We start from the raw sequence: 14,825 nt of genomic DNA, 5'->3' as shown, positions 1-14,825 counted from the left end.
GTCTCTCTTTTTTTGTTCTGCAAAAGTGCTTTTTTTCTTTACTTCGAAAATGAATAAGGATAATCCGCTTCTTTAACGCCCCTGGTCTTAACAGGTACAAGTGACATGTTAAAGTCAATCACTGCTCCTTTCATCAGGTTCTGGTGGCTCAGCCAGTTTTTGGTAGACACCGCACCATTGATTTTCAGGTCCCTGATATACTTATTTTTGTCGCTCGTGTTCGAGGCATTGATGGTGACTTTCTTGCCGTTTTCGAGGCTTAGGGTCACTTTCTTAAACAGGGGAGATCCCAGAACATATTGATCTGTACCTGGTGTTACCGGATAAAAACCCATCGCAGAGAAAACATACCAGGCGGAGGTCTGTCCGTTGTCTTCATCGCCGCAATAGCCGTCCGGAGTCGGGCTGTACATCCTGTTCATTACTTCTCTTAACCAGTATTGGGCTTTCCATGGCTCGCCTGCATAGTTGTACAGGTAAATCATGTGTTGGATCGGCTGATTTCCGTGGGCATAGTTACCCATGTTCATGATCTGCATTTCTTTGATTTCGTGGATCACAAAACCGTAATAAGAATCATCAAAAACCGGCGGAACGACAAATACAGAGTCCAGCATACTGACAAATCCTTTTGGACCACCCATTAAACCTGACAAGCCTTTGATGTCATGAAAAACACTCCAGGTATAGTGCCAGCTGTTTCCTTCTGTAAAGGCATCGCCCCATTTGAATGGATTAAACGGAGACTGGAAAGTGCCGTCCTGGTTTTTGCCTCTCATCAGTTTGGTAGAAGGGTCAAACAGGTTCCTGTAGTTCTGGGAGCGTCTGGCAAAACGGTCAATCTCTGCCTGCGGACGCTTTAAAGCAGTAGCTAGTTGGTATAAACAGAAATCATTGTAGGCATATTCCAGGGTTCTGGCGGCGTTTTCGTTGATTTTAACATCATAAGGCACATAACCCAGCTCATTGTAATATTTCACTCCCTTTCTGCCGACTGAGCTCAGCGGGCCTTCATTCTCACTGTTTTTAAGCAGTGCTTCATAAAGGGTGGTAATGTCAAAATCTTTGGTTCTTTTCAGGTAGGCATCGGCAATCAGTGAAGCGGAATTGGATCCGATCATACAGTCCCTGTGTCCCGGGCTGGCCCACTCCGGCAAAAAGCCGCTTTCTTTATAGGCATTGGCCAGGCCTTCCATGATTTCGGCATTCAGCGAAGGATACATCAGGTTGAAGAAAGGGAAAACCGCTCTGAAAGTATCCCAGAAACCGTTGTCGGTAAACATATAACCCGGTAAGACTTCGCCGTTGTAAGGACTGTAGTGAACCACTTTGCCCTCTTTGTTGATTTCATAGAACTTCCTTGGAAACAACATGGTCCTGTATAAACAGGAATAAAAAGTACGGGTTTGGTCAATACTGCCACCTTCGGCTTTTACCCTGTTAAGGTTCTCGTTCCAGATTTTTTCAGCTTTGTTTTTGACTGTGTCGAAATTGTCGTTGCCGAGTTCTTTAAGATTCAGTTCAGCCTGTTCAAAGCTGATGAATGAAGAAGCCACCCTGATGTTTACTTTTTCTCCTTTTTTGGTGCTGAATCCTACCAGGGCACCCACGTGGTTGTCTGATAATTCAGATATTTTGCCGGTCAGGCCTTTTCCGTCCCAGATCTGGGTAGTCTTGAATTTTTTATCAAACTGGATAACAAAATAGTTTTTGAAATTGGCCGGAACACCGCCGCTGTTTTTGGTGGTGTAGCCTATGATTTTGTTTTCACCCGGGATCACTTTGATGTAGGACCCTTTGTCGAGGGCATCAATCACCACATAAGAATCATCTGTTTGCGGGAAAGTGATCCGCATGGCTGCGGCTCTTTCTGTTGGAGTGATTTCCGTGGTCACGTCATGGTCTGCCAGGTAAACACTGTAATAATGAGGCTTGGCAGTTTCAGATTTATGCGAAAACCAGCTTGATCTTTCGTCTTCTTTAAAACGGGCCTTGCCGGTTATCGGCATGATCACAAACTGACCGTAATCATTGATCCACGGGCTGGGTTGATGGGTTTGTTTGAAGCCCCTGATTTTGTCTGCATCATAAGTGTAAGCCCAGCCGTCACCCATTTTGCCGGTTTGAGGCATCCAGAAGTTCATTCCCCAGGGCAGGGCTATCGCCGGATAGGTATTGCCTGTAGATAAACTGTGCTTGGAAGCCGTACCCATGAGGGTGTTGACGTAATCGACAGGATGGGTGCTTTGAGACGAGGCATAGAGAGGAAGTACTATTGCTGCCAGTAAAAAATATTTTTTGAACATTTGAAGAGTGTTTTTGTACAGTTCGTAAGATTGAAACGCACAAAAATATCAAATAACTTTGAAACGCCAGTTCTTTGAGTCCTGATTAATTGAGGGCCCCGACGCCTGTTCTTTCGGATAAGATGGACTCAAAGTCTCCGAGCGACTGAAACAATTGCTCAAAAGAATCAATGACAAAATATTGTTTCTGGTATTCATCTATTTTGACAGGGGTGTCGAGGATCTTAAACAGGTTAAAATCAATTCTTTCCGGCAAATGGCTGTGGATAGCATAGTCACATTCACCGATAGAAGAAATCAATCCGCCACCGTAGGCTTTGATCTGATGGTCTTCTTTGATCAGGCCGAATTCTACCGTGAACCAGTACAACCTTTTGACAAGTTCTATGGCTTCAGGACTTTCAATATATATTAATGCTATATCACTTAATTTTAAGAGAAAGCTGCAGAAATCGGCATTGGTCAGCAAAGGTAAATGCCCGAAAGTATCATGAAACATGTCAGGTTCTTCCAGGTAATCAAGCTGGTCCATGCGGCGAAGCCAGCGGGATGAAGGAAAGAGTTTCCGGGACATGAGCTGGAAAAATTCTGCTTCAGATACCAGGCCTTTGACCACCACCACCTGCCAGCCCGTACTTGCTTTGAGAACCGGGGAAGTTTCTTTTTCAAAATCCGGAATAGTTTCAGACTTAAACCCGATTCTCTTTAAACCCTCCAGGTAACTTTTGCAGGCAAGGGTTTTCAACTGATCAACCTGACGGTCGAAAAGCGTCTTCCATACCGCATGGTCATGGCTGGTGTAAGTATCATAGGATTGTGTCATCGCCTTAGAATTTAATCAATGATATAATTGTTATAATAAATATTGTTATGACAATTATATGGCAAAATTAAATAAATGTTTCATTTTTCAAAGAAAAAATGTGATAAAAATATTCTGATTTAAGGTTGATTTTTGATCCGGTATTTTTCGTGGTTGATATTGTACGGCAGGGGCTATTAATTTATACGGGATTTAAATAATTACTAAAAATTGACTAGTTTTGCACCAGATTTTTTCAAGTAAAACTTATTTTGATATGGCACAATATGATGTTGTTATTCTCGGAAGTGGTCCTGGTGGCTACGTAACCGCAATCAGGGCTTCACAACTTGGATTAAAAGTAGCGGTAATTGAGAAAGAAAATTTGGGAGGTATTTGTTTGAACTGGGGTTGTATCCCGACGAAAGCATTATTGAAGTCTGCCCAGGTTTTTCAATATATTCAACACGCCAAAGATTACGGAATTAACGTTCAGGGTGCCGAAGCTGATTTCGGAGCTGTTATCCAGCGTTCACGCGGAGTAGCCGACGGAATGAGCAAAGGAGTAACGTTTTTGATGAAGAAAAACAAAATCGATGTCATCGAAGGGTACGGAAAAGTGAAACCCGGCAAAAAAGTAGAAGTAACTGCTGCCGATGGTAAAACTTCGGTGGTGGAAGGTAAATACATTATCATTGCTACCGGAGCCAGAGCCCGCCAGTTGCCGAATGTGCCGATCGACGGAGAAAAGGTAATAGAATACCGTAAAGCCATGAGCCTTGAAAAACAGCCTAAGTCATTGGTTGTCATTGGTTCAGGAGCGATTGGAGTGGAATTTGCCTATGTTTATGCAAGCATGGGTACCAAGGTAACCATCGTTGAGTTTTTGCCGAACATCGTCCCTGTGGAAGATGAAGATGTTTCAAAAGAACTGGCTAAACAGTACAAGAAATTCGGAATCGAAATTTATACCAACTCGAGTGTAGAGAAAGTAGATATCAGCGGTAAAGGTTGTGTGTCGACCGTTAAAACGCCGACAGGCGAAATTACCATCGAATCTGATATCGTATTATCTGCTGCCGGAGTGGCTGCCAATATCGAGAACATCGGTCTGGAAGATGTGGGTATTGCGACTGACAGGGGTAAAATCCTGGTAAATGAGTGGTACGAAACCAACATGCCGGGTTATTATGCCATCGGTGACGTGGTTCCGGGACAAGCTTTGGCTCACGTAGCTTCTGCTGAGGGTATCATCTGCGTGGAGAAAATCGCAGGACACCATCCGCGTCCTTTGAACTATCAGAACATTCCTGGCTGTACTTACTGCTCACCTGAAATTGCTTCAGTAGGATATACTGAAAAAGCAGCCAAAGAAGCCGGATATGAAATCAAGGTAGGTAAATTCCCGTTCTCAGCATCCGGAAAAGCCAAAGCTGGCGGAGTTCCTGAAGGTTTCGTGAAAGTTATCTTTGATGCAAAATACGGAGAGTGGTTAGGTTGTCACATGATCGGATCAAACGTAACGGAGATGATCGCTGAAGTTGTGGTGGCCAGAAACCTGGAAACAACCGGAATGGAAATCGTAAAATCTGTGCATCCCCACCCGACCATGTCTGAAGCCATTATGGAAGCAGCAGCGGCGGCTTATGGTGAGGTGATTCACTTATAACAGGCTGACATTTAATACTTTGTTCTTAAGAAAATAATCTTAACCCTGATGAAATTATTTTTTGTCAGGGTTTATTTATTTTAATTTGCTTTTATAAATTAAAAACTTGTCCCAATGAGACCCCAAAATCAACAAAATCTCTTTTTAGCTTTTTTTTCGATTTTGTTCTTTTCTACTACCATGCCTTATCTGTACGGAGAACCCGGAATTGACCCTTCATGGTGGGTTTCGCTGGTGATGGCTGTAAACGAAGGCTATGTTTTTGGGAAGGATTTTATTTTTAATTATGGTCCACTGGGTTACCTCAATACCCTGGCTTTGCCTGAAAGTGTATCTCCGTGGTTTTCATTTTTGTTTCAGCTTTTCGTTCTTTTTAATTTCCTGTTCATCATCAGGCTGGCCATGCAGCAAGCAGGGGATAAATGGAAATGGGTGGCTTTGTTTGCTGTGGTAGTCTTGCTGCCGTGGGGTTTTATTGCAGATATTTCCTTTACCTTATTTTATTTCCTGTTGTTCTGGCTGATGTATGCCAGAATAACCAGGGTGACAGCGGCCCTTTTGCTTTGCATGATATTCGTTGTGCTGATCTTCTTCATCAAAGTTAACCTCAGCATGATCGCTTTAGGATTATTGCTGGTTTCACTGGCTTATTTCAGGATCGTTTCTGTTTTCTCAACACTCACGGTGGTCGTAGTGATCGTGGCTCTGACCGGATTGATTTTCGGATTAAGCATATTGCTTCATGTGGACCTGTATCACTATTTACAAGCCAGTTTAAAGATCATAGATGCGTACCAGGATGCCATGGCGGCCATGTTGCTGAAGCCGGCTGAACTATATATACTCCTGGCATTTGAGAGTTTGATTGTCATTTTTGTCTTTGTTTTTGTGATCAGAAATTCCGGATCTTTCAAGGATAACCTTTATCTGTATCTGCTGATCAGTCTGAGCTGGTTCCTGATGTTTAAGCAAGCCCATACCGCTGTAGGACATTATAACATTTTCGGATTCTTCCTTTTTATGCCGCCATTGGCTTTGCTGATTTATCTTTTTGCCCTTAAAACCGATCAGCGTCAGAGGGCCGTATTGTTTGTGACGGTGTTGGCGGTGCAGTTGCTTGCTACCCAGTTTGTGAGGTTTTCGATGGCAGGTTATAACGTGAAAGAATACTACAGATTCATGCTGCCTGCTGCTCTATCGGCAGAAGCTACCCGCCCTTCGGCAGTTTTTAAAGCCATTAAATATAAAAATCCTGTAAATTATTTCAGTGCTCTCTTTAATTATGACTATGAGAATAATTTTAAAAATGAGCACTTCAATGAGCAACGAAAACTCCCTCAGGAAGTACTGAATAGGATTGGCAGCAAGTCTGTGGATATCATGCCATGGGAAGTGTCCTATATCTTCTTTAACCGCCTCAAATACAACTCCAGGCCGGTTATTCAGTCTTACCAGGCCAACAGCGACTGGCTGGCCTTTAAAAACGAAGAGAAATATTTCTCGGCCGGTGCCCCCGAAATTGTGCTCGCTTCTGTCAGTGATTTCAGGGAACAGAATCCGATCTGGGTGGATAAAGGTGCTTACCTGGCCCTGTTTAAAAAATATGCCATCAAAGATACTGTAACTATTCAGTCGGATACTTTGTTCGTATTTGAAAGACTTGACAGGCAATCGGATAGCCTGGCCGTAAAAGAACTTTCAAAGAAAACCAAAACAGGAAATCTCAATGAAGAATTATACATTCCGACCAGGGCAAAACTGATTTACCTGAAGGCGGATGTTCAATACAGTATATTGGGTAAACTGGCCCGGTTGTTTTTTCAGCCCCCTTATTTAAAATGTGAGGTTAATTACGCTGACGGACAACATAAAACTTACCGTATTCCCCCTTCAATCCTGAGAGGCGGCGTATTGGCCAACCGTAAAGTCACCACCAACAAAGAATTCGCGGAATTCAATATTTATAAAGGTACTATCAATACGGAGATTGTTAGTATGAGATTTTTTTCCAATCAGTCTTGGGGATTTGAGCGGGAGTTTAAAGTATCATTAGAAGAAATAAAATAGATGGAAAATAAATTTTCAGTTTTTGATTTAAACAAACAACTTTTAACGGCTGTTGAAGAGCTGGGTTATACCGAGCCTACTCCGATCCAGGAAAAGGCGATTCCGCTTATTATGCAAGGGCATGATGTGCTGGGAATTGCACAAACCGGCACGGGAAAAACAGCGGCTTATCTTTTACCCTTGCTGATGAAAATCAAATATGCCCAGGGCAATGATCCCCGCTGTCTGATTCTGGCACCCACACGTGAGCTGGCTATGCAGATTGATGCGGCTATTTCTGATCTCGGTAAATACACAGACATCCGCCATGTGGCTATTTATGGTGGCCTGGGCCCTAAAACACAGATAGAAATCCTGCAAAAGGGAGTCGATATCATCGTGGCTACGCCCGGGAGGTTTATGGACCTCTATCTTAAAAGCGAAATCATCACCAAGCAATTGCAATACATGGTGCTGGATGAGGCTGATAAAATGATGGATATGGGCTTTATGCCGCAGATCAGGAGGATTCTCGAGATCATTCCGAGAAAAAGGAAAAACCTTTTGTTTTCAGCCACTTTTCAACCGAGGGTAGAAAAGCTGTCGGAGGAGTTTCTGGAAGCCCCATTAAGAATAGAAATCACACCGCAGGCTACCACGGCCACCACAGTGAGCCAGCGATTGTTTAAAGTGCCTAATTTCAGGACAAAAATCAATTTGCTGGAGCATCTGATTGATAATGAATATATTCCGAGAGCCATTATCTTCTGCAGAACCAAGGCTGTTGCTGATAACATACATAAGTTTCTGGAGAGGAAGGTCCTGAGCCAGGATCAGGTCAGGGTCATTCATGCCAATAAAGGTCAGAATACAAGGATCAATGCCATAGATGATTTCAGAGAGGGCAAGATCAAAATCCTGGTTTCTACCGACGTGGCTTCCAGGGGGATTGATATCAACGAGGTGAGTCACGTCATCAATTTTGACGTGCCGGTCATTTATGAAGATTATGTACACAGGGTGGGAAGGACCGGAAGAGCCAATCACGAAGGTGAGGCCATTACTTTTATGACACCTGCCGAGGAATATCACCTGGCCAAGATCGAAAAAATCATCAGAACCACCATTCCGTTGGAAGAGATCCCGGGTTTGGTGGAGGTCGTTGAAACCCCTGTAGAGGAAAAACAAATGATGCTCAGGGAGATTGACGCCCAGAGAAAGAAGGATGATCCGGACTTTAGAGGGGCGTTTCATGAAAAGAAATACAAAATAGGAGCGAAACCGAAACAGAAGACTTCAAAAAGTCATAGAAAAAGAAAGTAAAGTTTTAAAAACAGGTTGACTTTTTTGATAAAATTCAATTTTTTTAAATATTTTTGCAGGTACTGCGTTTTAAAGTTGCATAACCAACAGCAAGATCACAGTGAGAAGAGTTTTGTATGTGTGCATCATAGCACAAATCCCTGTATTGTGTTTTTCACAAGCCGTTTTGAAGTCCAGTGTGGTTTCGAATAAGGCTGTTCTTGTGCCGTCTTCAAACGCACTTTCTTCTGCTTCACAGGCAACGGTTCCGTCTGCTCCCAAGTCTAAACAGAGCAACACAGGAACCTCAACTTCCGAATCGTATGATGTGGTGGTGGTTAACAAACTTGCTCCTGCGGGTGTGGACATTAACTATCTGCCCTTGTTCGGAGAGTATCTGAAAACTGAAAACCAACAGCTGGAAGACCAGATGTTTATTTCGGATTGTGACAAGAACTTCAAAAACAGGATAGAAGCTAGCGATTTCTTTGCTAAAATGGGTTGGGAATACCTGGCTGAGGGGAACAAAAACCTGGCTATTCACCGGTTTAACCTGGCCTGGTTACTTGACAATGAAAACCCTGATGCCTTCTGGGGGCTCGGCGTGGTAGAATACCAAAGCGGCAGTGCTCAGAAAGCTGCCAAATGGATGAAAAGAGGCATTGAAATCAATGATCAGCCTAATGTGAGCCTGATGGTTGACCTGGCCACCGTATACATCTCCTGCTCTGTTGAAAAATCTTCTCCTGAAGATCTCATTAAAGCCTACGAACTGCTTTATAAAGCCGTAGCCATTCAGCCCGAATATACCAATGCTTATATGCAGCTGACGGTTGCGAATATTGTCGAAAACAAGCTGGATGAAGCCTGGGAGAATTTCCATAAGGGCTATAACCATGCTCCCGAAGAAGTCAGTCTCGATATCCTGACAGAGCTGCTGAGCAGAAAAGCCGACCCTAAAGGCATTTTCAGAAAGCCCGAGTAATCCTTCTCTTCCTTAATATTCTCTTTTTCCGACCGGAGGTCCCGATCAGAGAATCCATATTATCATATCATTAAGAACCATTTCTGTCCCCGGTTTATCTGTAATATCGTGGTAATTTTGACTCATTATTGTTCTCCGGATGTGATTAAGCCGATGAAGTAAAAAATATTATCCTTCTTCTGTGTTTCTTCCTCGGAACAAATCTGATTCAATACCCGATTTAACGATATCATGAGAAGAAGAGATTTTTTTAGAAAAGGGGCTTTGGCTGCCACAGGTGCTGCTTTTGTCAACCCTTTGAACGTCAGTGCTTTTGATAAGCCTTCCAAAAAGAATAAAGCAAAAAATGTGATTTTCCTGGTCAGTGACGGGATGAGTACCGGAACACTTAATATGGCCGATTTATTACTGCAACAGCAATTCGGCAAAACGAGTACCTGGATTCAGTTATACAAGGACAACAGGGTGAAAAGGGCTTTGATGGATACGGCGTCAGCTAATTCATTGGTGACGGATTCTGCTGCAGCGAGTTCTTCCTGGGGAGGAGGTAAAAGGGTTAACAACGGTTCGCTCAATATTGGCCCCAACGGAGAGGAGTATAAACCCATTCTTCAGAAATTTAAGTCCGCGGGGAAATCTGTGGGTTGTGTTACGACTGTTCAGATCACCCACGCCACCCCCGCGGGTTTTTGTGTCAACAGCCAGAGTCGCGGCAGTATGGATGAAATTGCTGATCAATACATGAAACTGCGTTTTGATGTTATGATGGGTGGAGGAACAGAGGTTTTTAGTGCCGACAAACGCAAGGATAAAAGAGATATGTTCTCTGAATATACTTCTGCGGGATTCCAGGTAGCCAGATCAAAGGCAGAGATGAATAAAATAAAGCAGGGTGCTCCGGTAATGGCTGTTTTCAGTGAAAGCGGCTTACCTTTTACACTTGATCATCAGCAGGATGCCCGATTGAAGGAAAATATCCCCACACTGGCAGAGATGACACTGGCTGCCATCAACCAGATGAAGGGTAATCCTAAAGGCTTTGCTCTACAGGTAGAGGGGGGCAAAGTAGACTGGGCTGCCCATTCAAATGACACAGGAGGCTTGCTTTATGACCAGATAGCCTTTGATGAAGCCATAAAAGTAGCGATTGATTTTGCAGAAGCGGATAAAGAAACGCTGGTAATCATTACTACAGATCATGGCAATGCCAATCCGGGGCTTTTCAGTGGGAAAAACTTCGATAAAATCCAGAAATTTAAACATACCAACGACTGGATACTGAACGGAATTAATGTGAATACTTCTGTTTCGCAGGTCATTGAAAGAATAGAATATGCCCAGGGGATAGTGATCAAACCTCAGAATGCCTGGTCTTTACTTGAAAGTTATGCCGGCGTGGAAGAAAACGGTATATATAATCCGAAGAAACTGCCCTTTGAAAAACTGGCTAAAATCCAGTCTTCGCATACTTCCATAGGTTGGGCTTCAATGGACCACTCCGGTGATTTTGTAGAACTGGCTGCCTTCGGTCCTGGAAGTGAATTGCTGAATTCTTTTGTTAAAAATACTGATTTACACGAACTGATGTTGACCGCAACAGAAGTTAAAAGCTGAAAAATTAAATTAGATTTTCGTAAAATAGGTTTAAGTCCTTTAAAGCAACGATGATTTTCATTGTTGCTTTTTGTATTTTTGCACCATGAAAAACGACATTGAAATTCCGGAAGTAAAAAATGTTTGTGTGGCTGTGGCCAGGGAGCAAAATTTTGACGGTACTTATTTATGGAAGGTATTCCTGCTGAATAAAAATGATTTTGATCTGAAGAATGTGCTCGTTACCTCCTCAGGTTTTGGAGATACAAAAGAAGGGGAACAAAAGACCAGTGTTCTGAGACATTTTTTTGAGGAAGTGCCTGCCCTGGGGTTTCAGGAAATTGAAATCATTGACCAGGGGGTGTTTCATCTCAATAATGAATACTGGGTGAGTTATCAGGCCGATAATAAGCTTTTTGATAAGCGTTATCTCTTTGTGCCTGACAGTATCAGTGATAAAAACATTATCCATATCCGGATGCTGGAGAAAGACGGTATTCTCCATGAATAAAAAAAGCCGGAAAATATCCGGCTTTCAATTATCCTATCATCAATGATTCTCTTCTTCTCATTTTTCCGGCAGGTATACCGAACATCATCTTGAACCTGCGGCAGAAATACGCTGTGTCTTTATATCCGACATCCGAACCAATGGCCCTGATACTTTTCTTCGTTGTTCTCAGCAAAGTAACAGCCGCTTCCATACGTTGGTATTCGATGTAGTCCTGAGGATTGATACCGGTAAGCATTTTGAAATACTGACCTACATAATCTTCAGAAACGTTGGCTACATTCGCAAGTTGTTTGTTTGACAAATCACCATCAATGTTATTTTTGATATAAGTAAATATGTCGATCAAACGCGGGTCTTTGAAATAGGTACTGTTGGTGGCCAGTTGCTCCACAAACATCCTGTTTCTCAGGATAAATCTGACGATTTCAATAACAACTTCTTCTGTTTTGTTGGAAATTACCCTTCCGCGTCCGGCTTCATCCGTAAAGTCCTCAATCAGGATTTCTTTGATCAGGTTAGCCAGTTTGGTATTTTTATGGATAAAAAACGGCGGGATATCCAGAGAAGTAAAGAAGTTGACAGAGTCAAAAACTTTGGCTTCAAAAGCGATCAGTCCGCAGGAGTTTTTTACTTTTCCTATTTCAGATGGATCGGTCATGGGCTCAAAATAGTGCTCACGACGGGTCATGAATTCTTCGTAAGAGATAGGTTTCGGCTCACCCACACCATAAGTGATTGTGGCGGCTTTACCACCCGGAATAAACAGCATGTCTCCCGGTTCAATTTTCTCGTCAACACCTTCAAGTTTTACATCTCCGTTATAAAGTACCAGGAGGGTATTTTCAACGTCATAAAAACTTTTGATAGTGATAGGCTGGAGAATGTTAATATGTCTGGCTTTGCCAAACTTAACGCCTAGTGATTCTAATATTTTATTATAATCCTCCATATATAAAGAGTTTAAATATTAATGGCTTATTTGTAAAGTAGTTTATCGATATTATGTATTAACAGTAATAACAACGAAAAAACAAATTAGTTTGTACAAATCTAATAAATTTTTTTTAAGATGCAAGTGTAATATTAATGGAGGATGTTTAATAAATCATATATTTAGTATCAAAAATGCGGTTTTTTCTATAAAAAGTCTTATAAATACCTTGAAAAATTTATTTAACGGGTACAAAAAAATTAGTAAAAAACATAGAAATAATCATTTTAAACAAAAAAAAGGGGATTTCTCCCCCATCAAAATAGTACAATACTTTATGTTTTTACTTTAATATTTCCCGGGCTATGACCATTTTTTGAATTTCAGAAGTCCCTTCGTAAATCTGGGTGATTTTGGCATCCCTCATCATTCTTTCCACATGGTATTCGCGGACATATCCGTATCCTCCGTGAATCTGTACGGCTTCAGTGGTCACCCACATCGCCACTTCTGAGGCGTAGAGTTTGGCCATCGCGGCGGCTTCTACATAATCATGCCCCATGTCTTTTACTCTCGCTGCCTTATAAACCAGTAATCGTGCGGCTTCGATTCTCGTCCGCATATCTGCCAGTTTAAATTGAATGGCCTGGTGCTCGGAAATAGATTTTCCGAAGGCTTTTCTTTCTTTTGAATATTTGACGGACAGTTCATAAGCTCCCGCCGCTATCCCGAGGGCCTGGGCTGCTATGCCGATTCTTCCGCCGTTGAGCGTACCCATCGCGAATTTGAAACCGAAACCATCTTCACCGATCCTGTTTTCCTTAGGTACTTTTACGTCAGAAAACATCAGGGAGTGGGTATCGGAAGCCCGGATGCCCATTTTGTCTTCTTTTTTTCCAACAGAAAAGCCTTCCCAGCCTTTTTCTACAATCAGGCAGTTGATTCCTTTATGTTTGAGTTCAGGGTGCGTCTGAGCCATCACCAGGTAAATGGACGAACTGTTGCCGTTGGTGATCCAGTTTTTTGTCCCGTTTAATAAATAGGTGTCACCCTGGTCTTCAGCGGTTGTTTTCTGCGATGTCGCATCCGAGCCCGCTTCGGGTTCTGACAGACAGAATGCTCCGATGACCTCGCCTGAAGCCAGAGGCGTCAGATATTTTGTTTTCTGGGCTTCTGTGCCGTATTTCTCAAGTCCCCAGCACACCAATGAGTTGTTAACAGACATAACCACGGCGGCTGACGCATCAACCTTGGCTATTTCTTCCATGGCCAGCACATAGCTGAGCGTATCCATACCGCCACCACCGTATTCCGGTGAAACCATCATTCCCATAAAGCCGAGCTCACCCATTTTCTTTACCTGGGCTGCCGGAAATCTGGTTTCAATATCTCTTTCAATAACACCTGGAAAAAGGTCGTTCTGAGCGAAGTCTCTCGCCGCCTGCTGTACAGAAATGTGTTCTTCTGATAATGTGAAATCCATAAATTAGTTAATTCAATGTTTTGATTTTAAGCGTTGACTTTCCAAATATACATTTCAAAATAATAGTATGCAAGCATAACAATATAAGAAATAGGGGCAGGTTTTGACTTTTCCCGGTTTATTTTTTTGTAATTTGTTCAATTGATTGAAAGGAAGATTACTAAAATTGATCTAAACCAAGTAGATTTGCAGTTAATATTATAAAATCTAATACATGATTTCGATAGTTATACCCATATTTAACGAAGAAGAAAACCTCCAGCACCTTTATTCAAGATTGAAAAACGCAGCTCCTTCATGGGGAGAGTCTTACGAAATTGTATTGGTAGATGATGGATCCAGAGACAACTCCCTTGATATAATGAAGTCGTTTGCAGCTGCTGATGACTGTGTGAGGGTAATTAAGCTTTCCAGGAATTTTGGCCACCAGCCCGCTATCTCCGCGGGAATTCAGTCAGCTAAGGGTGATTGTGTAGTTATTATGGATGGTGACTTGCAGGATCCGCCGGAAGAATTGCACCGGTTCCTGGATAAGTGGAGAGAAGGATATGATGTGGTATATGCTGTCAGAACTAAAAGAAAGGAAGGCTTTTTTAAGAAAATTGCCTATGCCGCTTTTTACAGGATACTGGCCTGGATTTCAGATATTGAGATCCCGCTGGATTCAGGCGATTTCTGTGTGATGGACAGGAAAGTTGTTAATACCATTGTGAAAGAGATGCCGGAGCAGGTACGGTTTGTCCGTGGATTACGGGCTTATGCAGGGTTTAAGCAGATAGGTGTGAAGTATGAAAGAGCAGAAAGGGCGGCCGGAGAAGTGAAATACACCTTCAAAAAGCTGATGGAACTTGCCCTGGACGGGCTGTTCGGATTTTCAAATTTCCCGCTGAGAATGGCCACTTATTTAGGCTTTATCATCGCTATTCCTTCATTTCTGGTAGGTTTTTTCTTTATCGTTCACCGGATTATAGGATTTAAGATTTTCGGGCATTCTCCGGGAGAAACCCCCGGCACAGCTACCTTAGCTGTGGGGATGTATTTCCTGGGTGGAGTGATCCTGATTATTTTAGGGATTCTGGGTGAGTATATCGGAAGGATCTATATTGAAGTTAAAAGAAGACCGTTTTTTGTCATCGAAGAGGTGATTGAGAAAAAATAGGTCTGCAGCCGGTTCTCTGAATTTTCTAACATGGA

At 42.5% G+C, this 14,825-nt stretch carries 11 protein-coding genes; 7 read left to right on the top strand and 4 right to left on the bottom strand.

What is annotated here, in order from left to right:
- Positions 1-38: 38 nt before the first annotated feature.
- Entirely contained in the window at positions 39-2,306 is a 2,268-nt protein-coding gene (locus GVN16_RS04755) for a GH92 family glycosyl hydrolase (protein WP_166562705.1), read from the bottom strand.
- A gap of 85 nt (positions 2,307-2,391) precedes the next feature.
- Positions 2,392-3,129: a phenylalanine 4-monooxygenase gene (locus GVN16_RS04750; protein ID WP_166562704.1), complete on the bottom strand. Its 738-nt coding sequence runs from the start codon at positions 3,127-3,129 to the stop codon at positions 2,392-2,394.
- Between the two features lie 256 nt (positions 3,130-3,385).
- On the opposite strand from GVN16_RS04750, the gene lpdA reads away from it, so the two are divergent.
- The 6 genes from lpdA to GVN16_RS04720 all read left to right on the top strand — a co-directional run bounded on the left by lpdA (position 3,386) and on the right by GVN16_RS04720 (position 11,214).
- Entirely contained in the window at positions 3,386-4,777 is a 1,392-nt protein-coding gene (lpdA, locus tag GVN16_RS04745; protein WP_166562703.1) for a dihydrolipoyl dehydrogenase, read from the top strand.
- A gap of 114 nt (positions 4,778-4,891) precedes the next feature.
- A complete protein-coding gene (locus tag GVN16_RS04740; RefSeq protein ID WP_166562702.1) occupies positions 4,892-6,844 on the top strand; it encodes a hypothetical protein in 1,953 nt (650 codons plus the stop codon).
- The gene (locus GVN16_RS04735; RefSeq protein ID WP_166562701.1) at positions 6,845-8,146 is read left to right on the top strand and encodes a DEAD/DEAH box helicase; all 1,302 of its coding nucleotides are present in this window, start codon (positions 6,845-6,847) and stop codon (positions 8,144-8,146) included.
- A gap of 100 nt (positions 8,147-8,246) precedes the next feature.
- Entirely contained in the window at positions 8,247-9,110 is an 864-nt protein-coding gene (locus tag GVN16_RS04730; RefSeq protein WP_166562700.1) for a M48 family metallopeptidase, read from the top strand.
- Positions 9,111-9,341: 231 nt separating this feature from the next.
- A complete protein-coding gene (locus GVN16_RS04725; protein ID WP_166562699.1) occupies positions 9,342-10,724 on the top strand; it encodes an alkaline phosphatase in 1,383 nt (460 codons plus the stop codon).
- 85 nt (positions 10,725-10,809) lie between these two features.
- Complete coding sequence (locus tag GVN16_RS04720; RefSeq protein WP_166562698.1) at positions 10,810-11,214, top strand: hypothetical protein; 405 nt, start codon at positions 10,810-10,812, stop codon at positions 11,212-11,214.
- Positions 11,215-11,242: 28 nt separating this feature from the next.
- On the opposite strand, the gene GVN16_RS04715 is transcribed toward GVN16_RS04720, so the two are convergent.
- Positions 11,243-12,166, bottom strand: a complete 924-nt coding sequence (locus GVN16_RS04715) for an AraC family transcriptional regulator (RefSeq protein WP_166562697.1) — start codon at positions 12,164-12,166, stop codon at positions 11,243-11,245.
- Positions 12,167-12,491: 325 nt separating this feature from the next.
- Positions 12,492-13,631 carry an acyl-CoA dehydrogenase gene (locus GVN16_RS04710; protein WP_166562696.1) on the bottom strand — a complete coding sequence of 380 codons (1,140 nt, stop codon included), beginning with the start codon at positions 13,629-13,631 and terminating at the stop codon, positions 12,492-12,494.
- A gap of 214 nt (positions 13,632-13,845) precedes the next feature.
- Between GVN16_RS04710 and GVN16_RS04705 the strand changes: the two genes are divergently transcribed.
- Positions 13,846-14,790, top strand: coding sequence for a glycosyltransferase family 2 protein (locus GVN16_RS04705; protein ID WP_166562695.1), 945 nt, complete (start codon positions 13,846-13,848; stop codon positions 14,788-14,790).
- The last annotated feature ends 35 nt before the right edge of the window (positions 14,791-14,825 follow it).

Source organism: Emticicia sp. CRIBPO, assembly GCF_009905725.1.
Classification (GTDB): domain Bacteria; phylum Bacteroidota; class Bacteroidia; order Cytophagales; family Spirosomataceae; genus Leadbetterella.
This window is presented reverse-complemented; position numbering and strand designations above follow the sequence as displayed.

Bases quoted from the DNA above. Each gene is read 5' to 3' on its own strand.
- GVN16_RS04725 (WP_166562699.1), top strand. From the start codon at position 9,342: ATGAGAAGAAGAGATTTTTTTAGAAAAGGGGCTTTGGCTGCCACAGGT.
- GVN16_RS04735 (WP_166562701.1), top strand. From the start codon at position 6,845: ATGGAAAATAAATTTTCAGTTTTTGATTTAAACAAACAACTTTTAACG.
- GVN16_RS04755 (WP_166562705.1), bottom strand. From the start codon at position 2,306: ATGTTCAAAAAATATTTTTTACTGGCAGCAATAGTACTTCCTCTCTAT.
- lpdA (WP_166562703.1), top strand. From the start codon at position 3,386: ATGGCACAATATGATGTTGTTATTCTCGGAAGTGGTCCTGGTGGCTAC.
- GVN16_RS04750 (WP_166562704.1), bottom strand. From the start codon at position 3,129: ATGACACAATCCTATGATACTTACACCAGCCATGACCATGCGGTATGG.
- GVN16_RS04705 (WP_166562695.1), top strand. From the start codon at position 13,846: ATGATTTCGATAGTTATACCCATATTTAACGAAGAAGAAAACCTCCAG.
- GVN16_RS04720 (WP_166562698.1), top strand. From the start codon at position 10,810: ATGAAAAACGACATTGAAATTCCGGAAGTAAAAAATGTTTGTGTGGCT.
- GVN16_RS04740 (WP_166562702.1), top strand. From the start codon at position 4,892: ATGAGACCCCAAAATCAACAAAATCTCTTTTTAGCTTTTTTTTCGATT.
- GVN16_RS04715 (WP_166562697.1), bottom strand. From the start codon at position 12,166: ATGGAGGATTATAATAAAATATTAGAATCACTAGGCGTTAAGTTTGGC.
- GVN16_RS04710 (WP_166562696.1), bottom strand. From the start codon at position 13,631: ATGGATTTCACATTATCAGAAGAACACATTTCTGTACAGCAGGCGGCG.